Below are 19,898 nucleotides of genomic sequence, written 5' to 3'. Positions count from 1 at the left end.
CTCGATTATGACACCGAAGCCGCCAGAAGCCGGATCTCCTGCACGGGCACCGGCCTGCCCAGCAGGAAACCCTGCATATAACGGCAACCCAGTCGATTAAGAATATCGCGCTGAGCCACGGTCTCGATGCCTTCGGCGACCACCATCAAACCCAGGGCGTGACACATGCCCATCAGCGCCGAAACCACTTCCTGGCTGACGGGGTCCGACTCCAGCTCAGCGATGAAACCACGATCTACCTTGACCCAATCTATGGGCAGGCGGCGCAGATGGGTGAGACTGGAATAGCCCACGCCGAAATCATCGAGCGCAACCTGCACCCCCCGAGCGCGCAGCCCATTGAGCGTGGCAACATGGCGCTCGTACTGCAAGATGAACACCGATTCGGTGATTTCCAGCACAAGGCGATGCGGCGCCAGACGGGTGTTGGCCAGCGTATGCGCCACCTGCATCGAAAGCTCCTCGGCATACATCTGCCGCACCGACAGATTGACATGCAAACGCCAATGCTCAGGCCAGGTGACGGCACGCGCGCAGGCGGTGTCCAGAACCCAGGCGCCCAGGGCCACGATCAGCCCAGTGCGCTCCGCGAGCTCGATGGCGGTGGCGGGCGAAACATTGCCATGTACGGGATGATGCCAGCGCAACAAGGCTTCACAGCCTTCGATATTGCCGGTGTTAGTGTCAAACACCGGTTGATAATGAATGTCGAACTGATCCATCGAGGACGAGGCCAAGGCCACCCGCAGATCGTGCTCGAGGCTTTGATAATGCCGCTGGCGCTCTAGCATGGCCGGCTCGAAAACATTCCAGTGCGGGCCATCCTCATCCATCTGCATCAAGGCAATCTGCACGCCACGCTCCAGCTCATCGAAGCTGTTGCCGTGATCCGGATAGACCGACGACGCGATGCGGAAATCGACAATCAGAGGCTGGCCACGCAAATCGTAAGGCCAAGACAACTGCTCGAGAATATACGGCGCAAACTCCGAGATTTCGCTGGCAGAGGTGGCCGGCGCCCAGATCAGAAAAGAATCCGAGGCATAACGCGCCACGAGAAAATCCTCGGACTGCTGCTGTAAACGTTCAGCCACCATGGCCAGCAAGGCGCGGTTATCCGCCACCGACAGCATCGCGCTCAGCGCAGGATGGTGAATCAGCTTGACCAGAAATAATGCCCCCTGCTTCGCGCGCCGCATGGAGGTTTGGGCACGTGCTCGCAGGCTGTCGGGAGTAAGGGCATTCGTAGATGAGTCGCGGGCGAGGCGACGGCGCAAACGGCGCTCCCGAAATGCGAATACCAGGAAAATGACACTCAGCGTCACGGCTTGCAGCAGCAGGCACTGACTCATCAGGTCATTCAAGCCCACGGAGCCCCCTTGTTTAGCGAGCACAGTGTCCGTTTCCAGGAGACGGACTTCACCCCTGTACCCCTAAGCGGGTATCAGCGCGATTATGCATGATTTGTCTTAAATCGGACTGGGTATTTGTCCCTAAATCTATCTCCCCAATCTGCCCAAACGTTATTAGACAATACAATCAGTAATGTTTTGATTCTTTAGCGTCGCAGCCCTAGCGGCGCATCATGGACCTCTTCCCAACTTTTATGCGTCTCTCACAGCATCTCCTGGTCAGCATCGTTCTCATGATGGGATTGCTGCTGTTCGGCACCCAGGTCGTGGGTCTATGGACCACGCGGCATGACATGGAGATGTATCAACGCAAGCGCGCTCGTGATGCCGCGGATCACATGGCCTGGGCGATTGGCCGCTTCGAGGGCACGGCTCAGCAGTGGATTTCCCGCCTGCCCAAACCAGACCCCGACGGCCCCAGGCTGCGCCTCGATGAAACCTCGCAAGGACGCAGCATCACCTTGTGGCCCGCCGACGTGGAGCCGGCGCCCGGCCTGCCCGTGCTTGCGCGCCGCCCTTATCAGAGCGCGGACGGTGCGAGCCGGGGGGATGTTGTGGCTTATGCGGCTCCGGGAGGCAGACTTCCTGATGCCTACCTGACCGGCGCCTTGTTGCAAAGCGCCCTCTTTGTGCTGGCCTCTCTGGCCTGGTGCTTTTATGTGCTGCGACTGATGCAATGGGTGCGTCGCGGCCCGCTACGATCGCTGGCGCGGGCTGCGCTCGGCAATGACGACGGCCAGAGTGCCGCCCTGCTCGAATTGCGCCCCGTTCACGAGGCCTTGACACAAAACCGCCTGGAACAGGAACAGGTAGTCGCGCGGCTGCAGCAGCGCATCGCCACCCTCGAAAATGAAACCATGCGCGACGCGGTCACCCGGCTGCCTAACCGCCGAACTTTCTTCGACACCTTCCGCGAAACACTCCGCAGCACAGACCCTCTCACGACCGGCCATGTGCTGATTTTCCGCCAGCGCGACATGGCGGAACTCAATCGCCGCATGCACCACGAGGCCACCGACCAATGGCTGCGCCTGAGCGCCGCCCAACTGCAACAGACGATTCTGGAACAGGCGGGTACGCAAGCCATGCTGGCGCGCCTGAACGGCTCGGACTTCGCCGCATTGCTGCCGGGCCTGGCCGCCCAACCGGCCATGGCCCTGGCTGAACGGATACGCCGTGAACTCCGGCTGCGCCGTCTGCCCTTACGCCAGCAGGAATGGTGCCGCTGGGCCATCGCGCTGGGCAGTTATAAAACCGGCGAGCAAGTCGGCACGGTGCTCGCCCGCCTGGACAATGCACTCATGCGGGCCGAGACGGACAATAACGACGCGCTGCACATGGCCAACGACTGCGATACGCATCACATAGACGGCGAATACCGTTGGCAGGGCCTCATCACCCGCGCGCTCGAAGAACACCGCTTTTATCTTGACGTGCTGGAACGCCGTGACAGCAGCGGCCAGGTATTACACGAAGAAGCGCGGCTGGCTTTGCGCGGCGACGAGTCCATCCCGGCACCTGCTTTCATGCCCGCAGCGGCGCGCCTCGGACTGGCAGGCGATTGCGATATCCAGGCACTGCGCCTGGCCCTGGACACACGAGCCAAAACGCCAGGCCCGATCGTCGTCCCAGTGGCGCTGGCCTCACTGGCTCAGCAGCACTTTCTGTCCCGGCTGGAGCGGCTCTTAGGGGATAGACCCGCGCTAAGCCGGATGCTGACGCTCGAAATCGACGCCACCGGATTGGTCGATTACAAGGATTGCCTACACACCCTGTGCGCCATCACCGCCGGCGTTGGTGCGCGCATAGGCGTGCAAAGGCTATCCGATCAGTTCGCCGCTCTCGAAAAACTGCATCAAATGCCGCTTGCTTACCTGAAAGTGGGTGGCAGCTTCGTGCGCAACCTGGCTGACAGCCCCGGCAATCGCCAACTGGCAGCGACGGTCGCACGCAGCGCAGCGGCCCTGAACGTGCCTGCCTACGCCTGCGACGCCGACACCCAAACCCTAGAACCCTTGCTGCGCTCTTTGGGTTTCGTCGTTCTGCAACCCTTACCGGACGAGCCCCTCAGCACCAGAGAGGTGGCGGCGCAGCCCCCTCCGACAGAACTCCCGAAACTGCCTGCCGCCAGCGCCTTGCGCAAGCGGCAGGAACAGAGCGAGCAACGCCTGACCGAAATGGCGGGAGCGCTGCAATCGCACCGGCAGCTGCAATCCCTACTTTCCCATGAGCTGCGCACGCCCGCTGCCACCATCAGCGCCGCCGTGCAGTCGCTGGAAACGATACTGGCCGGCAGCGGTGAAGAGGTGGACAGCCGCCTGGCCCGCATCCGCCGTGCAGTCGGCCGCATGATCGCAATGCTGGACACGATGTTGAGCCCCGAACGCCGAGGCGACCAGGCCATGGTGCCGCGCCTAGAGGTGGTCGACTTGGGCGAGCTGGCGCAAGACGTATGCACCAGCATGCAAATCGACAGCGCTCATGTGCTGCTCGCCCATACCGAAGGTCCGGTTCCTGCCATCTGCGATCCGCTGCTCACCGCTTTGGTGTTACGCAACCTGATCCAGAACGCCATCAAGTACTCGCCGGCCAATCAACCCGTGCAGATCGATGCTGGCCTGGCAACCACCGGCGAACAGCAGGCCATGGCCTGGCTGGCCGTCACCGATCGCGGATCAGGTCTGGACGAAAACGACGTGGATGCGATTTTCGAACCCTACTTCCGGCGCCCGGCACATCGCGAAACACCCGGTAGCGGTCTGGGCCTGCATCTGGCGCGCGAAATTTGCATCAGCCAGGGAGGCGCTCTGACGGCCCAGGCTCAGCCCGGCCAAGGCGCACGCTTTGTCATCACCCTGCCCGCTGCCGGCCTGGCAGCCCTGAGAGCGGACAATGAGCCTTTGTAAGAACGCCGCGCCTCAGGCGACGAACACATACCCCTGGCCGCGAACAGACAGCACGGGCAGCTTGAAACCCGCCGATTGCGCCTTGGCGCGCAGGCGGCTCACCATGACATCGACCCGGCGCGGCTCGAACTCAGCGGGATTGTGGGGCTGGATAATTTCCGCCAGCACCTGACGCGTCACGGCTTCGCCGGCGCTTTGCATCAGCGTCATGAGAAACGCTCGCTCTTGGGCATTGAGATGCAATGCCCCCCCGTCCGGGCAGGCTAGCACCCAGCCGCCATCAAGCAAAGACCATTGCTGGCCAGCCTGCCGCAGTGGCGGCACCGGCGCGGTTTCTGCGGCGGCAGGCCGGGCCAATCTCATCCGGCGCGCCAGACTGCGGATAACGGAACTGAGCTCCAGCAAATCCACCGGCTTGGTCAGATAAACGTCAGCGCCGCCCTCCAGACCACGCACCCGATCTTCCAGGGCTCCGCGACCCGTCAACATCACGATGCCGAGATGGCTGTGCGCACGCAAACGCGTGGCGACCGAAAAACCATCTTCTCCGGGCACATTCGCATCAATGATGACGATATCGCATCGCTGCGACTGCAATGCTTCCTGAAAGGATGCCGAATCTCCGCGGCCAAACACCACCTTAAAACCATAGCCTTCCAGCCCGAGGGTCAGCTCCTCGCGAAAGTCTTCATCATCTTCCAGCAGTCCAATACGCAGCAGCCCGTCCACTGACAACATGCCCTTCCCCCAAACTTCGATGATTGGAAATGACGACCCCCGCAGTTCGGCATCACCAAATAACATAGTGTTTCTAAATTCTACCCTGTGACCGAGAGATTTTCCCATCGCTGCGATAGGAGAACGACGCGTGAAAGCGCCTGGCGGAATCAGGATGAACAACTGACGGACAGACCGGCCGCCCAACCCGGCGGCAAGGCGGCATAGGCCTCAGCCCCCGGTTGAAGGTCATAAGGACGCCTGAGCAAACCGAGTAAACGGTCGATTTCCGAGGCGTCGCCCTGCTGTGCGGCTCGGATCGCTTGCTCTGCCAAATGATTGCGCAAGACATATAAGGGGTTGACGCGATCCATGCCCTCGGCGCGCACCGCCGCCGCGCGGCCATCGCAAGCGTGCCTGGCCGCCAAGCGTGACCACCAGGCCTGCGCTGCCTCTCGATCGATGAAGTAATCCAGAAATGGCTGCGTCTGTCCGCGCACGGCCTGCGCCAATGCCCGGAAAGTCAAGGTGAAGTCGGCCCGGCTGTCATGCATCAAGCGCAGCAGATCATCGAGCAAAGCCTCATCATCGCTTTGCCAGACAGACAGCCCGAGCTTGGCCCCCATGCGAGCATGAAAAGCCTGAGTAAACAGGGTTTCATATTCGGCCAGCACGCCGCGCAGCGCATCGGCGTCCGGCACCAGACCATGCAGGCTGCCGCCCAAGCGATACAGATTCCAGAGGGCGACTGAAGGCTGGCGGTTCCAGGCATAGCGCCCTTCACTATCTGAGTGATTGCACACATGCCCGAGCTGGAAAGCATCCATAAAACCGAAGGGGCCATAATCCAAGGTCAGGCCAAGAATCGACATATTGTCGGTGTTCATCACGCCATGACAAAAGCCCACAGACTGCCAGTCCGCCATGAGGTGGGCGGTGCGCTGGCTGACTTCGCGCAACAGCGCAAGCACATCGCCATGCTCGCCGTTCGCCTCGCGGCACTGCGGATAAAAGCGGTCGATCACATAGTCGGCCAAGATACGCAGCCGCTCCCCGTCACGCCGCGAAGACCAATGTTCGAAAGAACCGAATCGCACAAAACTGGGCGACATACGTGTCACGATGGCCGCTGTTTCGCGCGTCTCACGCATGACAGGATCATCCGAGACCACCAAGGCCAGCGCACGCGTCGTCGGGATTCCCAAGCCGTGCATGGCCTCGCTCGCTAGGTACTCCCTTACCGATGAGCGCAACACCGCGCGGCCATCGCCCATGCGGGAATACGGCGTAAGCCCGGCCCCCTTGAGCTGCAACTCCCAGGAGCCTCCCGGACCGCGCACCTCGCCTAGCAAATGGGCGCGGCCGTCGCCCAACTGCCCTGCCCAGACGCCAAACTGATGGCCGCTATAAACCGCCGCCAGCGTGTCCCCGCCAGGTAAGGGACGCTGGCCGGACGCCACTTCAAGAAAGGCCTGTGTGTGCAGTTCGGCAGGGTCCAGCCCGATCAGCGCGGCGGCCTCGGCGTTGGCGTGCAACAGCCTGGGCCGCCCTAGCGGCTGCGCAGCAAGACGGGTGTAAAAAGTGTCGGGCAGCGCCGCGAAACTATTGTCGAGTGTCAGTGCATCCAGTTTGCTCAACATCATGCGCGCTCCTGCCGGGCAGCCCATTTGGCCGGCCAGACATAAAAAAATTGCCAAGAGAAAAAACAGCCGCCTGCATCGCTTCGGTGACGCCTGGGGCCGCCGTCAGCGGCGCAGCAATGCATACCCCATCACCTCAAGCAGGTGACGGCAGACTGGCCCTGATCAGACGGCGCAGATTTGGATTGAGTTCAGGGTCCACACTGCTATTATCACCCGATGGACCCTACCGCCGATACCGCCGCTGGGGATTCCCCTCCCCGACACCGATCCTGGCTCGAGCGCTTGGCGCGAGCCTTCCGCTTCGCCCTCAGCCGCGCCGATAAGGAACGGCTGCTGGAGGTCGCATCCAGCCTCACCTTCACCACGGTGCTGGCCATCGTGCCGATGTTGGCGGTCGGGCTTTCGCTATTCACCGCCTTTCCGGTTTTCCAGGATTTCCGCCTTGCACTCGAAGACTTCCTGGCAAACAACCTGATGCCGCCGGAAGTCTCGGACAACATCATGGATTACCTCAACCAGTTCGCCCGGCAGGCCTCGCGCCTGACGGCGATTGGTGGCGCCTTTCTCGTCGTGACCTCGTTGCTACTCATCATGACGATAGACAAAACCTTCAACGATATCTGGCATGTCGGCCGGCAACGTCCCTGGCCTCAGCGCGCGCTGGTGTATTGGGCGGTCCTGACACTTGGGCCAGTCGCCACGGGTGCCAGTCTTTGGGCCACCTCTTTCGTCGCTCGAGAATCAATGGGGCTGATCAGCGACGTGCCGGAAATCGTCAGCCTGGGGATCTCGCTCGTCCCCCTGCTGCTCACCGGCCTGGGTTTTTCGGCCCTGTTTGTCGTAGTGCCCAACTGCCGGGTCTATTGGCGCGACGCGCTGACCGGCGGCTTTTGCACCGCCTTCGCTCTGGAGGCGATGAAAGCCGGTTTTGCTCTCTATCTGAACCGATTCCCGGCTTATACCGTCATCTACGGCGCCTTCGCCACCCTACCCATTTTTCTGCTCTGGATCTATCTCTCCTGGCTGGCCGTGCTGCTGGGCGCCAGCATCGCCGCCAACGTGCCGCGGGTTCGCCTGGGCCGCTGGGAAGTCAACCGAGCGCCAGGCGCCCAATTCATCGATGCCATCGGCGTACTGAGCGAATTGCTGGCCGCCTTTGGCCAGCCGCCCATCAGCACCACCACACTCGCACAACGGCTTGAGCTGCACCACGACGAGCTCAGCGCCGTGCTAGAGGCGCTCAGCCGCCTCGCGCTGATCGCACCCACGGGCGACGACGGCTGGGTACTCGCCTGTGACCCGCGCACCACAGAGCTGAGCCCGCTCTATGACCACTTCCTCCTTGACCGGCAACAACGCCTGCTGCGCCGCGACCCACGTCTGGCAGACCTCGCCGAACGGCTGGCCGGCCGAAAGAACATTCCGAAACTGGAAGAACTCGCCTGCCTGTCGCACAATAGCGGCATCGAGTCGCAGGGTCAGACGCGCTCTGCCGCCGCCCCACTGCCGGAAAATGCCAAAAAAATCCTATGACAGGATCGCGGCGGACACCAACCATTGCCAGCGGAGTGCACAATGCGCCCCCAGGAGGAACATCATGTTGAAAGTCAGCGAAATTCTGCGGGTCAAGGGTGACACGCTATACACCGCAACCCCCGACACCCTCGTGTCGGTCGCCATCCGCACCATGAGCGAACAAGACATCGGCTCGCTAGTCATCATGGAATCCGGCATGCTTGCCGGCATGCTGACCTTCCGTGAAATCATGCGCCACCTTGAGCAAACGGGCGGCCAAGTGGGTGAAAGCACGATTCGCGCCATTATGGACGACGCGCCGGTCAGTGTGTCGCCCAACACCAGCGCCGATGAGGTGCAGCGCCTGATGCTGGACAAGCATGCCCGCTACATCCCGGTCATGGACGGCCCCACGCTGATGGGCGTCATCTCTTTCTATGACATGGCGCAGGCCATCGTCGCTGCGCAGCAGTTCGAAAATAATATGCTCAAAGCCTATATTCGCGACTGGCCGCAAGACAGCGCACCCAACGCCTGAGTCCAGCGCCCGATGGCTATGCCGGCGTGCTCAGGGCGCTGTCTAGGCAAGTTCTGAGCGCGGCCGCAGGCTGCGCCAGGCCTCATAAATAAGGGCCGGGTCATTTTCGGCCAAACGGTGATGATCCGACAGCAGGCGGCGCCATCCGCGCGCCCCGCTCTGATTATTGACCAGACCCAGCAGGGGCCGCAGCATCACGCGCAGTGGCACTCCCCGGGCCACCTGGCGCGTGGTGTATTCCACCATCGCATCCACCACCTGAGCATCAGTCGGCAACCGTGTCGATGGCCACAGGCGCAAAGACAGCTCAGACAACACGCGAGGCGTATGCCAGGCTGCGCGGCCCAGCATCACTCCATCAAAACGGCTGGCGGCGTCCAGCGCCTGGGTGGCATCAGCCAAACCGCCATTGAGTACGATGGTGGCCTCTGGAAAATCATGCTTGAGTTGTGCGGCTACGTCGTAGCGCAAAGGCGGAATCTCACGATTATCTTTGGGAGACAAGCCTTTGAGTACGGCATTACGGGCGTGAACAACGAACACCCTGCAGCCTGTGTCATAGATTTTCCCGACGAAATCGCGCACAAATGCATACGACTCGTTGTAGTCCAGCCCGAGGCGATGCTTGACGGTCACGGGAATATCTACGGCATCTTGCATGGCCTTCATGCAATCCGCCACCAAATCCGGCTCAGCCATTAGACAGGCGCCAAATGCCCCGCGCTGTACTCGCTCGGAAGGACAACCGCAGTTCAAATTGACTTCGTCGTAACCCCATTGGCGGCCCAACCGCGCCGCCGCAGCCAATGCATCCGGTTCGCTACCACCCAATTGCAAAGCCACCGGATGCTCGGTTTCGTCAAAGTCCAGGTGACGCTCCACGTTGCCGTGCATCAAGGCGCCGGTCGTGATCATCTCGGTGTACAGCCGTGCATGCGGCGCCAACAGCCGGTGAAAATAGCGGCAGTGACGATCCGTGACGTCAATCATGGGGGCAACGCAAAGTCGCCAATCGGGCGGGGTCAAGAAGAATTCTTCCAAGCTTAGGGTCAAAGTTACCCTTATTTTACGACCCTAGCCCCCCCACTCCCGAAAGGACCCCGGCGCGGGTCTAAAATTGTGCGACTTTGCCACGCTGGCATGCCCTTACACCCACCCCCACCACACTTCATCAATGGCCGTTTTCACTCCCGTATCCGACCAAGACGCCCGTGCCCTGCTCGCAAATTATGACCTCGGAGAGTTCATCTCCCTGCGGGGCATTACCGCCGGGATTGAAAACACCAACTTTTTCCTGCATACGACGCGGGGCGAGTACATCCTGACCTTGTTTGAGGTATTGACGCAGCAGCAACTGCCGTTTTACATCGAACTGATGCATCATCTTGCCGAGCGCGGGATTCCCGTACCTCAGCCCCAGACGCTGAGTTCGGGCAGCCGCCTGACCCTATTGCAAGGTAAGCCGACCGCCATCGTGACCCGTCTGCCGGGTGGTTACGAACCTGCTCCCGGCGCCAAGCATTGCGCGCTGGCAGGCGCCACCCTGGCCCGCGTTCACCTCGCAGCCGCCGACTTTCCCCTGCGCCAGCCCAATCTGCGTGGGCTGCCGTGGTGGCTGGAAACTGCACCCAAGGTCATGCCCTTCCTGACGCCGGAGCAAGCCACGCTGCTGTCCCAGGAAATTACGGCGCAACAGGCTGCGGCCGCACAGCCCGAACGCGCCGAGCTGCCCTTCGGCCCCGCACACTGCGACCTGTTCCGCGACAATGTTCTGTTTGCCGGGACTTTCGACAACCCGCTGATGGGCGGATTCATCGACTTTTACTTCGCGGGCTGCGACACCTGGCTTTTCGACGTGGCCGTTGCCGTGAATGACTGGTGTATCGATCGTGATACCGGCGAACTCATACCCGAGCTGGTTGACGCCTGGCTGGCGGCTTATGCCCAAGTGCGTCCTTTCACCGAAGCCGAGCGCCGCGCTTGGCCGCTCATGTTGCGTGCCGCCGCCTTGCGCTTCTGGCTGTCGCGTCTGTACGACTACTTCCTCCCCCGGCCAGCTCAGACACTCAAACCCCATGATCCGCGGCACTTCGAAAGAGTGTTGCAGGCACGCCACCAAAGTGCGCTTGCTGTCTTGCCCTGACCTTGTGCGCACGCATAATTGATTGTGTACGAGCCATCTGTCCCCAGCGAACTTTTGACGAGACCTATGCAAGCAGCAACCCTACCTGCATCCTATGGCTGGCAATGGGTGAAAACCGGGTTCAGGATTTTTGCCAAACAGCCCCTGCCCATGTTCTTCTGGGCCATGGCTCTCAGCCTGTTTGTCCTATTCGCCAGCCTGACCCCCCCCGTCGGGCCCTTGTTATTCGTCGCCTTGATGCCGGTGTTCACGCTCATGACGCTGGCAGCCTGCAAACACGTCGAGGCAGGCCGGATCATGCTGCCCTCGATGTGGCCCAAGCCGCTGATGCGGCCCGGCGTGTTTCGCAAGCTCTTCCTGATGGGCCTGTTATACGCAGGCTTGAGCCTGCTGGCGGGCCTTATCGCTTTCCTGCCGTTTTCAAGCGACCTGATCGCGGGCATGCGTGCGGTTCAGGTCGAGCAGGACATCATGCCCTTCATCCTGGCGGTGCGCGCGCCCCTGTTCATCTTCGTGGTGCTGTACGTCATCATTGCCGCACTGTTCTGGCATGCCCCAGTACTGGTGTCGTGGCACAGCCTGCGCCTGGTACAGGCGCTGTTTTTTTCGGGCGTGGCCTGCTGGCGCAACAAATGGCCGTTTTTGGTCTACGGCGCAGCCTGGATTCTGATCTTTCTTCTCATTGATCTGGCAGCAGGGCTGCTGGTGGCGATCGGCATTCCCGGCTCATTCGCCAACCTTGTGCTGATTCCCGTGAAAGTGGCGGCTGGCGCAGTGCTTTACTGCAGCTTCTACCCGGTCTACACCACCATCTTCGGCATCGAGGACGTCCAGACTGGTCTCGACCACCGCGACAGCGCCACGGCATGAGGCCCAGCGCCAGGGGGGCAAGCGCCTCACCTGAAGCACCCTACCATCGCGGCCAATAAACCAGGCCGCGATGGGGTAGGACATGCCCACCGTATGAACCGCCCGGCATGGGACGATCAACAAACCGGAATGGCCTCCCAAGGGACGGCGCCGGCCCAACAAGCCACGCAGACGGCGCAAGCAGGTATGCGCTAGCCGCAACCTCAACCCCGGAAGTGTCCGACTCGCCAGGGGATTCATAAGGCAGGCGCCAAATCCACCACCAGCGGGAAGGCCAGAATCAGAAATGTGCAGGGAAACATGCAGGTCACCAGGGGAAACAACATCTTGACGGGTGCTCGCATCGCGGCCTCTTCGGCCCGCTGAAAAGCCTCTTCGCGCAACTGACTCGCCAAGGCCCGCAATACGCCGCCCGCCCCGCCGCCCAGGCGGTCCGCCTGCGTCAAAGCGGCTACCCAGGCATGCACCCCCGCCACATCGAGGCGGGCAGCCATGGCCAGCAAGGCTTCGCGCTGCGATCGTCCAGCCCGCATCTCGTTCAAGGCCTGCCGTAGCGCCGTCGTCAACAATCCAGGGGGACAATGTCTCGCGGCCAGATACATGGCGTTAACCATCCCCTGCCCCGCCTCCAGGCAAAGCGTCATCACATCCAGCAAAAAAGGAAGATCCGCCGCGACTCGGACACGATTAAGGCGGATGCGCGCACCTAGCTGCCATACCGGGCACAAGACTCCCGCCAAAACGCAGGGCCCCAACAAGATCAAGCCCACCTGCACATCAACAAGCATCAGCAAACCCGCAGCCAGCAGCGCCACGCAGACAGCGAGCACTATTTGCGCGGGCAGCCAGGCCACGGGAACCTCGGCAGGCCAGGCTGCACGCCAGGCCAGCCGTGTCAGGCGATCACGCGATCCACGGGCCAGCAGGCGCTCCAGACGATGCGCCAGGCGCCACGCACAAGACCAACACAGACGGCCCACAGGTGAAAGTCCGGACGGCGCAGGCGGAGCCTCGCCCCGTAATAAGGCCGCTAGCCCCAATACCAGACAGAATGCAGCAAACCCGGCCAAAGCGACATGCAGATTCATGGCAAAGGCGCCAAAATGCGGCGTATCAAAAACCAGCCCAAGACCTGCAGCGCCATCACGAGCGCTATCAGAATCCAGCCCGCCTCGGTCTGCCACAGACGCGCCATCTGCTCGGGGCGCAAGAGATACAACACAACCGCCAGCACCAGGGGCAAGGCGCTCAGCACCCAGGCCTGCATCCGCCCTTGTGCCGTAAGCGCCTTGAGCCGGCCTTCGGCCAACAACTGACCGCGTAAAGCCTGCGCGATCCCCTCCAGGGTCTGTGCCAGATTGCCGCCCGCGCTGCCGGCCACCCGGAACGCGGCTGTCATCAAGCGAACGGACGGCAGATCGACGCGACATTCGAGCCTGTGCAGTGCATCATCGAAAGATACGCCGAGACGCTGCTCACGTAGCATCAAACCTATTTCCTGAGCTAGCGGCGGTTGAGCGAGATCCGCCAACTGCCGTAAGGCGGCAGGCAGGCTGGCCCCAGCCCTCAGCGCCGAGGCCAAGCTCAATAAGCCGGCTGGCAATTGCGCCTGCAGACGTTCAAGGCGACGCTGCCGCAAACGTCGCAAGGAGATCGCAGGCAACCTCCAGGCGAAAGCAGCAGCGGCCAGCGCCATGGCGGGGTGGCCGCCGGCAGCGAGAATGACGCCCAAGGTCAGGCCCGCGCATATCATGGCCATCCCCCATAGTTGCGTGGGGTCCAGAAAAAGAAAGACCTCACGCAGACCATGGCGGGCATCCTGTATATAAGTGTCGCGGTAACGCTGCCAGGCCGGTCCCAGACTGCGCTGAAGCTGCCAAGCGCTCAGGGCAGCCGCCAATGGAGCAAGCATCACGGCGATCAGCGCCGTCATGCCCCTTCCTCCTGCCAGGCCTGCCATTCAGCCGCCATAAAGCCGCGTTGCGGCTCATAACGAAACAACTCCTGCAATTGGATCGTGCCGCTCTCAATGCCGCACACCTCCGAGATCGCGACCACGCGCCGCACGCCATCAGTCCCGCGCGCCTGCTGCACAATCAGGTCGATACAAGAGGCCAGATACTCGCGTATGGCGGGCATGGGCAAATCCAGGCCCGCCATCAGCACCATCGACTCAAGACGCCCCAGAGCGTCTCGGGGAGAGTTGGCGTGCAGCGTCGTCAATGACCCTTCGTGCCCCGTATTCATGGCCGTCAACATGTCAAAGGCTTCTTTACCTCGGCACTCGCCCACCACGATGCGGTCAGGACGCATGCGCAGCGCGTTGCGCACGAGATCACGGATCTCCACGCTGCCGCGACCCTCCATGTTTGCAGGCCGGGCCTCCAGCGCCACGAGATGCTCATGCGACAGACGCAATTCGGCAGCATCTTCGATCGTGATAATGCGCTCGTGCTCGGGGATGGCGCTGGACAGGACATTGAGCAAGGTGGTTTTCCCGGCGCCCGTACCGCCCGACACCACGATATTGCGCCGTTGCACGACGGCGTGTTCAAGATAGGCAGCCATTCCGGCGCTCAAGGCCTGCGCCTGCAGCAGATCGCTCATGCTGAGGCGACGGTGGGGGAACTTGCGAATGGTCAGGCAAGTGCCGCGTGTAGCGATAGGAGGAATCACGGCATTGACCCTCGCCCCGCCAGCCAGACGCGCATCGACCATCGGGGCAGCCTCGTCGATACGCCTGCCCAGAGGAGCCACAATGCGCTCCAGCACATGCCGAAGCGCCTGCTCACTACTGAACGACCCGTCGTGCCGTTGGAGACGCCCGTCACACTCGACATAGATGCGGTCGGGTCCATTGACCATGATTTCAGTCACTGCAGCGTCTTCCAGCAAAGGCTCCAGCGCCCCCAGGCCGACCGCTTCGTCTAGCACACTCTGGCATAGCTGCTCACGATTTACGCTATCCGGTACATCCAGCCCCCCCTCTTGCAACAAACGGCCCAACAACTCCGCTGCCTCCTGGCGCAGCATGGCGTCGCTCATCGCAGCCACATCCCGCCGACGCAAATCGAGCACCTGAATCAAGGCCTCATGCAGCGCGACCCGGCAAGACAGCAATGCGGCATCACAGACAGGGCGAATGTCCGGCAGGACAGCCCCGGCCGACGGCTTCAAATGTAATTGCAGACGGCAAGGCCCGATGACGATATCGTCAGAGGCCGACAACGGCCCGTGCAGCACCACGCGCGCGCCATTGACATAAGTGCCTCCCAGGCCACCGAGATCCTCGATGAGCCATCCTTCGGCTCCCAGACGCAAGCGTGCATGCTCTCGGGCAACACGCCAGTTGGCAATGCGCACGCCACAGTGTGGGCCCCGGCCCACCAGTACAGGCGCGGAAAGCTTCAGGGTCTGCTTGCGCCCGTCTTCATAGTGCAGCGTGAGTTCCAGCATCATGGCTCCTGATCAGACCATTGCGATCCCGATGCGCCGGGCTGGCTCCAGTCGTCCGCCCGAAGCTCGGACAGCATCTCCGGCGCTTCAGGAAACGCCTGCTGCAATACCTGCCTGCCCCGCCGCGCCTCGCGGGCCAGGGCGGGATCGTCTGGCCGGACGATGGTCGGGGTAACGAAGATAGCGAGCTCCGTGTCGCGGTTTTGCTGGCGACGCTCGCCAAACAACAGGCCCAGCACGGGAATATCGCTCAGCCAGGGCACCCCCCTGGTCTCGCTCGACAATTCGCGCCCAAGAAATCCACCCAGCACCAATGTTTGCCCGGACGGCACATTGAACTCGGTTTCGGCACGGCGCGTGCGCATGGCGGGCCCGGCTGGAACGGTCAAGGTCGGGTCGATGGAGCTGGACTCGACCTCAATATGCGAACGTATGGTGCCGCGCGGATCGATACGCGGCGTAATCTTGAGTGACACGCCATAAGGCTTAAACACCGTGCTCGCCTCACTCTCGGCGCCCCGATACGGAACCTCGCCCCCGGCCAGGAAGGAAGCGGCCGAGCCGCTGCGCGCCAGCAGCCTAGGACGCGCGAGAAATACGGCCTCGCCCCGCTGCGCCAGCGCCTGCAAGCGTGCCCCGATAGCCGCGCCCGACCATTGCAGACTCCCCCAGACACCCGCATGGGACCGGACAGGATGACTGCCCTCTGCACCCATGCTCCAATGCATGCCCAGTTCCGTCAGGCGAGCGCGCGGCAACTCCACCACCTGAACATCCAGCAAGACCATCTGCTCCCAACCGACATCTCCAGTGAGATCGAGGACCTCGGGATAGCGTTGTGCCAAGGCGCTGATACGCTGCTTGTCGTGATCGGGCAGACCGCTGCCTTCAATCACCAGATGGTGGCCCACCACACTGAGCCGCAAAGCCGGCATGGCGGCGAGTAACTGCTCAACCTCTGCCCGAATATGGCCAAAGCCTGCCGGCATGACGCGCAGCGCATAAGCCCTGACACCGCTCTGCCCCCTCCAGACATGCACCGAAGACACACCCTCTTTACGGGCAAACAGAATGACCTCTTTGCCATCTACGGCCTGCGCTTGCACCACCTGCCCGCTGCCCACGGCGATACGTGTCACGCCCGGCGCATCCAGCACACGGGTTTCACCGACCTCCAACACCAGCTCGTGCTGGGTTCGGGCAGCGGAATACGCTGGCGACAGCAGCGTCAGCCCTGATAAGGCCAACAGCAGACGAACCCCGCTCAAAGTCAGACTCATTGGGCCTCCAGCGTCGGCACATCATTGCTCTCATCGCCATACAGAACGGGAACCCCTGCGTCACCCTCCTCAGCCAAGCCGAGAATGTCGGCGAGCGCGCCTCCGGGCTCATCATGGGCTGGATACGCTGCGTCTTCCGGGGAGCGTAGGGCGAGGGTCAAAGAACCGGCCTGACGCGCTGCGATCACTCTTGTGACATCCTGCGCATCAGCCTCCAACACCACCTGAGCAGATTCCGGGCCCGGCGCAGCCAGCACTTTGCCGTTTTGCAATAGAGGTAGGGTCAGCCGCTTATCATGGTGCGTAAGCGAAACATAGATGTCCAGGCGATCGCCCTCACGCATATCGGGGGGCATGTCGGCCAGCTCGCGCACAGGCAAGGTCAGCGCCCGTTTGCCCACGCCTAACCGAGCCGCCGTACCCGGCGAGACGAACTCGATGTCGGCCTGCAGAATCGGCTGTCCTGCCATGACGGGCACCTTGAGACGACTGCCTATGAGCAAACCTGTCTGTTCGGGTGATAAGGATTGGTGGGGAGCCCAATTCTTAGGGATTTCGCGCGAGGCGATATCGTCCTCAGTCAAAAGCTGCCCGGCCTCCAGATCGGCCCATGCGACCAGACGCGTCACCATGACGACCTGGTTACGATGCTGCAAATCGCGCTCCTTAGCTTGAATATGCAAGTGAGCGGCCCAGGCCGCGCCCAGCGCAGCGAACAGCGCGAGCAACCATACGCCGTATGTCTGGCTCCAATGAGCCCACAGCCTACGCAGAAAAGACATAGACGCCGTGCTGGACTCGTCAGTCATGGCGACGCACCAACAGCAGCCCGCTTATTGCATCAAGCGGCGTCAGGTATGCCTCAAGCTGCTGCTCACCTTTTACCCAGGCAAGACTGTCCCCTGCCTGCCAACCCTGAGACGCGAGTTCGGCCTCCAACCATTGCCGCGCCAACTCAGGCGCGTGCTGGATCGACCAGACCGAAAGCGCCAACTGATCCTCGGCATGTGCATGAAGCAATAGCGCGGCAGATCCAAGCATGGGATCTGTATCGGATGCAGCGGCACATAAGCGCGAATGGCTTCCGCCGGTCGTACCCGATGGAGTGCTATGCAGACTCAGCAGCGTATGACAATCCCCCTCTTGTTGCGCCCACAGCAGTTGGCCATTCACAATCAGGGGATCGTCGGGCCACTGCAAGGACAAGCCTTCATAGACCTGCGCAAGCCCCTGCGGTGAATCGAAATGGCTCAGCTGCAGTTTGGCGCCTGAGGCCAAGACCGCGGACAACATCGGCACGGCAGACGGTGGGGGAACGGCATGCGCAGATGCTGCCGCCAGCATGCAGCCCACCATGACGGCAAGCCCATAATTAGTCATGAGCACCACCCGAACTGCGTCGATTCACAGCTAGGGCATCAGCCCAGGGGGTCAGCCAATCGCTCATCGCCTGCCTCCCGCCCCAGGGCATATCCTGAACGCGAAGACGCTGATTGATGGCTTGCGCTTGCCGTTGAGATTGACTGGCAGTCTGTCTCCACCCCAGGTCGGAACCCGCGACACGGCGCTGCGCGTTCAGGCTATTGACCGCATGACCATCTCCAGCCGCCACCAAGGTATGACGCACAAGGCCATCAGGCCCCGGAGCCTGAGCCCTGACCATGGCCCAATGCTCGGGCAGTTGCAACCAATCTCGGACCAAGGTCTGAGCCGAATGGGATACCCCTGTATCGACGGCTGTGGGCGGATGACCGACACTGAGCGCAAGCTCTCGCTCGAACGGCGGCGGCACCGCGCCGCGGGCCACCGCGAATGCCCAACTGCGGCTGGCCTGCGCGGAGGCCAAAGCAGCCATACGCGTGTCGGCTAGTTGATCTATGCCCAGCCATAGCAGGCCCAAGGCACTGGTAATGAGCAGCACCTCGGGCAGCGCCTGCCCGGTCTGGTACCGGATCCAGGAACCATGCCGGCGCAAACGCCATATCGGACCGCCACGGCATTGCAGCCTGGGCGGCGGCATGTCGGCATCGATAGGCAAGGGCTTGCCTTGCACACTCAAAAGGCGCAAACGGCGGGCACTGCGGCAACGGCGGACTCTGGTGGACCTCATGGTTGAACTCCGGTCGTAGCAGGCATGGCGATCAACCTGGCCTGCCAATAGGGATGAAACAAAGAAGGGGTCTCGCTGCCGGCCCCAGGCGCGACGAAATAGGTCTCGGCCGCGGCGCTGCGTTTGAAAACCAGCGCTCGCCACCAAGCATCGTCCAAATGCCTGGCGCTCCAATTCAGGCCCAGGTCGGAAACCGCCAAATTGGTGCTCAGTCTGACCGAGAACCGGGCAACGGCGTCCGGTCGGGCGAGGCCAAGGACATCGGGTAGCCCCGCGCCGCCCGCATGAGCGATGTGGTCTCGCATGGCATAAGAATTGGCCAGGAAGTTTCCGCTCCCCGCATGCAGGCCGGACTTTTGCTGCAGCCAGCGCCAGAATTCCTGGGATGAAAAATCCGGGGGAGGACGATCGACATAGTGCCGACCCGACTGCCAGGCCGAAGCGCCATTGGCGGCCCAACCCATGGGATATTCTCTGAAGTAGCAGCCTATCCAGCGATTGCTGCGCAACGCATGAAAAGACAGGGTGTCGTGGGCGCCCCAGCGGCCCTGCGCATCAAGAAAGGTCTTACCTCGCCGGCGCAGATGATGGCGTTGCCAGGGACAAAGCGGTTGAGTGATCCAGCCACTGGTTTCGGTAAGGTCGCGGGGGCCAAGAAAAGCAAAGCGCCGCATGATAGCCAAAGTGGGAGCCAGCAAGCCCTGGTACTGACGCGGCGACCGCCATGCCAGCAACCGAGAAAAGTTGTCATCAAGGACTTGCATGGTGGGAACCCCGATGCCTGGCGCATAGTTGGCCCGCAGAATGCGGATCATGTGTTCATCGCGAACCCGAGTTGCCTGCCCCCATTGCTGCCTGGCGGCGTCAGCCAGTATCCGATGAACGACTGCATCATGCCGTTTCAATGAGGCCTGCAAGGCAGCCGCATTGTAGGAAGAGGACGTATTTCCAGAAGGTGTGACACCGTAGGCACGGGCAAAACGCGAGCCAAACAAGCGCCTGATCAGGAATGCCGGGGGATTGCCGGTGAGCCGTCTGCGCCCCTGTGTGGATGCCAGTTGGCCCCAGGCAATGAGCGTGACCAAATGGGCCATGGCAACCTGGTGACCGAGCTGGGCACGATGAATATAGGCCAGCAGATTCAGTTGGCGGGCCTGCATGAGCGCCCCGCTGTAAGCCACCGCATCCGCCACATGGGTGAGCCGTGCGCGCGCCGCAACCAGCCGCGCAGTCCAGTTTGCCGATATCCAGGCCGCCAGCAACAGGCTAAGCAGGAGCAGCCCCAGCACGAGCGCCTGCCCGCCCTGC

General features: G+C 62.0%; 17 protein-coding genes and 1 pseudogene. 5 read left to right on the top strand and 13 right to left on the bottom strand.

Annotated elements, in window-relative coordinates; translation table 11 throughout:
- Positions 1-5: 5 nt before the first annotated feature.
- Positions 6-1,370, bottom strand: coding sequence for a putative bifunctional diguanylate cyclase/phosphodiesterase (locus U0029_RS06435; RefSeq protein WP_162790386.1), 1,365 nt, complete (start codon positions 1,368-1,370; stop codon positions 6-8).
- 275 nt (positions 1,371-1,645) lie between these two features.
- On the opposite strand from U0029_RS06435, the gene U0029_RS06430 reads away from it, so the two are divergent.
- Positions 1,646-4,318: an ATP-binding protein gene (locus U0029_RS06430; RefSeq protein ID WP_370510827.1), complete on the top strand. Its 2,673-nt coding sequence runs from the start codon at positions 1,646-1,648 to the stop codon at positions 4,316-4,318.
- 12 nt (positions 4,319-4,330) lie between these two features.
- Here U0029_RS06430 and U0029_RS06425 read toward each other — a convergent pair whose 3' ends face one another.
- A complete protein-coding gene (locus U0029_RS06425) occupies positions 4,331-5,056 on the bottom strand; it encodes a response regulator transcription factor (RefSeq protein WP_012417937.1) in 726 nt (241 codons plus the stop codon).
- 149 nt (positions 5,057-5,205) lie between these two features.
- Positions 5,206-6,678, bottom strand: a complete 1,473-nt coding sequence (locus U0029_RS06420; protein WP_169507430.1) for a protein adenylyltransferase SelO — start codon at positions 6,676-6,678, stop codon at positions 5,206-5,208.
- Positions 6,679-6,894: 216 nt separating this feature from the next.
- Between U0029_RS06420 and U0029_RS06415 the strand changes: the two genes are divergently transcribed.
- On the top strand, positions 6,895-8,211 hold the full coding sequence (locus U0029_RS06415; RefSeq protein WP_012417939.1) for a YihY family inner membrane protein: 1,317 nt from the start codon (positions 6,895-6,897) through the stop codon (positions 8,209-8,211).
- Between the two features lie 64 nt (positions 8,212-8,275).
- Positions 8,276-8,731: a CBS domain-containing protein gene (locus U0029_RS06410; protein ID WP_012417940.1), complete on the top strand. Its 456-nt coding sequence runs from the start codon at positions 8,276-8,278 to the stop codon at positions 8,729-8,731.
- 42 nt (positions 8,732-8,773) lie between these two features.
- Here U0029_RS06410 and dusA read toward each other — a convergent pair whose 3' ends face one another.
- Complete coding sequence (gene dusA, locus U0029_RS06405; RefSeq protein ID WP_039051918.1) at positions 8,774-9,721, bottom strand: tRNA dihydrouridine(20/20a) synthase DusA; 948 nt, start codon at positions 9,719-9,721, stop codon at positions 8,774-8,776.
- Between the two features lie 184 nt (positions 9,722-9,905).
- On the opposite strand from dusA, the gene U0029_RS06400 reads away from it, so the two are divergent.
- Positions 9,906-10,874, top strand: a complete 969-nt coding sequence (locus U0029_RS06400; RefSeq protein ID WP_012417942.1) for a homoserine kinase — start codon at positions 9,906-9,908, stop codon at positions 10,872-10,874.
- A 66-nt stretch (positions 10,875-10,940) separates the two neighbouring features.
- Positions 10,941-11,744: a BPSS1780 family membrane protein gene (locus U0029_RS06395; protein WP_012417943.1), complete on the top strand. Its 804-nt coding sequence runs from the start codon at positions 10,941-10,943 to the stop codon at positions 11,742-11,744.
- Here the strand turns inward: U0029_RS06395 and U0029_RS06390 are convergent.
- The 9 genes and pseudogenes from U0029_RS06390 to U0029_RS06350 all read right to left on the bottom strand — a co-directional run.
- A pseudogene (locus tag U0029_RS06390) lies at positions 11,742-11,984 on the bottom strand (DUF192 domain-containing protein); the annotation flags it as partial. The gene U0029_RS06395 and the pseudogene U0029_RS06390 sit on opposite strands and share 3 nt — an antisense overlap.
- A complete protein-coding gene (locus U0029_RS06385) occupies positions 11,981-12,832 on the bottom strand; it encodes a type II secretion system F family protein (RefSeq protein WP_012417944.1) in 852 nt (283 codons plus the stop codon). The pseudogene U0029_RS06390 and the gene U0029_RS06385, both read right to left, overlap by 4 nt.
- Positions 12,829-13,677, bottom strand: coding sequence for a type II secretion system F family protein (locus tag U0029_RS06380; RefSeq protein ID WP_114852638.1), 849 nt, complete (start codon positions 13,675-13,677; stop codon positions 12,829-12,831). The genes U0029_RS06385 and U0029_RS06380 overlap by 4 nt, the downstream gene beginning before the upstream one ends.
- Positions 13,674-15,200 carry an ATPase, T2SS/T4P/T4SS family gene (locus U0029_RS06375; RefSeq protein ID WP_114852637.1) on the bottom strand — a complete coding sequence of 509 codons (1,527 nt, stop codon included), beginning with the start codon at positions 15,198-15,200 and terminating at the stop codon, positions 13,674-13,676. The genes U0029_RS06380 and U0029_RS06375 overlap by 4 nt, the downstream gene beginning before the upstream one ends.
- A complete protein-coding gene (locus U0029_RS06370) occupies positions 15,200-16,480 on the bottom strand; it encodes a type II and III secretion system protein family protein (RefSeq protein ID WP_012417947.1) in 1,281 nt (426 codons plus the stop codon). Before U0029_RS06370 ends, U0029_RS06375 begins: the two co-directional genes overlap by 1 nt.
- Positions 16,477-17,289 carry a Flp pilus assembly protein CpaB gene (gene cpaB, locus U0029_RS06365; RefSeq protein WP_169507431.1) on the bottom strand — a complete coding sequence of 271 codons (813 nt, stop codon included), beginning with the start codon at positions 17,287-17,289 and terminating at the stop codon, positions 16,477-16,479. Before cpaB ends, U0029_RS06370 begins: the two co-directional genes overlap by 4 nt.
- Positions 17,282-17,860, bottom strand: coding sequence for a hypothetical protein (locus U0029_RS06360; protein WP_012417949.1), 579 nt, complete (start codon positions 17,858-17,860; stop codon positions 17,282-17,284). Before U0029_RS06360 ends, cpaB begins: the two co-directional genes overlap by 8 nt.
- A complete protein-coding gene (locus tag U0029_RS06355) occupies positions 17,853-18,590 on the bottom strand; it encodes a hypothetical protein (protein WP_012417950.1) in 738 nt (245 codons plus the stop codon). Before U0029_RS06355 ends, U0029_RS06360 begins: the two co-directional genes overlap by 8 nt.
- The gene (locus U0029_RS06350) at positions 18,587-19,879 is read right to left on the bottom strand and encodes a pilus assembly protein (RefSeq protein ID WP_236824157.1); all 1,293 of its coding nucleotides are present in this window, start codon (positions 19,877-19,879) and stop codon (positions 18,587-18,589) included. Before U0029_RS06350 ends, U0029_RS06355 begins: the two co-directional genes overlap by 4 nt.
- Positions 19,880-19,898: the final 19 nt, after the last annotated feature.

This window comes from Bordetella avium (assembly GCF_034424645.1).
Taxonomy (GTDB): domain Bacteria; phylum Pseudomonadota; class Gammaproteobacteria; order Burkholderiales; family Burkholderiaceae_B; genus Bordetella; species Bordetella avium.
The sequence above is the reverse complement of the archived record's forward strand: the minus strand, read 5'-3'. Positions and strand labels throughout refer to the sequence as shown.

Coding starts and splice junctions, on each gene's coding strand:
- U0029_RS06355 (WP_012417950.1), bottom strand. CDS start 18,590: ATGAGGTCCACCAGAGTCCGCCGTTGCCGCAGTGCCCGCCGTTTGCGC.
- U0029_RS06420 (WP_169507430.1), bottom strand. CDS start 6,678: ATGATGTTGAGCAAACTGGATGCACTGACACTCGACAATAGTTTCGCG.
- U0029_RS06430 (WP_370510827.1), top strand. CDS start 1,646: ATGATGGGATTGCTGCTGTTCGGCACCCAGGTCGTGGGTCTATGGACC.
- U0029_RS06380 (WP_114852638.1), bottom strand. CDS start 13,677: ATGACGGCGCTGATCGCCGTGATGCTTGCTCCATTGGCGGCTGCCCTG.
- U0029_RS06400 (WP_012417942.1), top strand. CDS start 9,906: ATGGCCGTTTTCACTCCCGTATCCGACCAAGACGCCCGTGCCCTGCTC.
- U0029_RS06425 (WP_012417937.1), bottom strand. CDS start 5,056: ATGTTGTCAGTGGACGGGCTGCTGCGTATTGGACTGCTGGAAGATGAT.
- U0029_RS06410 (WP_012417940.1), top strand. CDS start 8,276: ATGTTGAAAGTCAGCGAAATTCTGCGGGTCAAGGGTGACACGCTATAC.
- U0029_RS06375 (WP_114852637.1), bottom strand. CDS start 15,200: ATGCTGGAACTCACGCTGCACTATGAAGACGGGCGCAAGCAGACCCTG.
- U0029_RS06395 (WP_012417943.1), top strand. CDS start 10,941: ATGCAAGCAGCAACCCTACCTGCATCCTATGGCTGGCAATGGGTGAAA.
- U0029_RS06415 (WP_012417939.1), top strand. CDS start 6,895: ATGGACCCTACCGCCGATACCGCCGCTGGGGATTCCCCTCCCCGACAC.
- dusA (WP_039051918.1), bottom strand. CDS start 9,721: ATGATTGACGTCACGGATCGTCACTGCCGCTATTTTCACCGGCTGTTG.
- U0029_RS06360 (WP_012417949.1), bottom strand. CDS start 17,860: ATGACTAATTATGGGCTTGCCGTCATGGTGGGCTGCATGCTGGCGGCA.
- U0029_RS06370 (WP_012417947.1), bottom strand. CDS start 16,480: ATGAGTCTGACTTTGAGCGGGGTTCGTCTGCTGTTGGCCTTATCAGGG.
- U0029_RS06385 (WP_012417944.1), bottom strand. CDS start 12,832: ATGAATCTGCATGTCGCTTTGGCCGGGTTTGCTGCATTCTGTCTGGTA.
- cpaB (WP_169507431.1), bottom strand. CDS start 17,289: ATGACTGACGAGTCCAGCACGGCGTCTATGTCTTTTCTGCGTAGGCTG.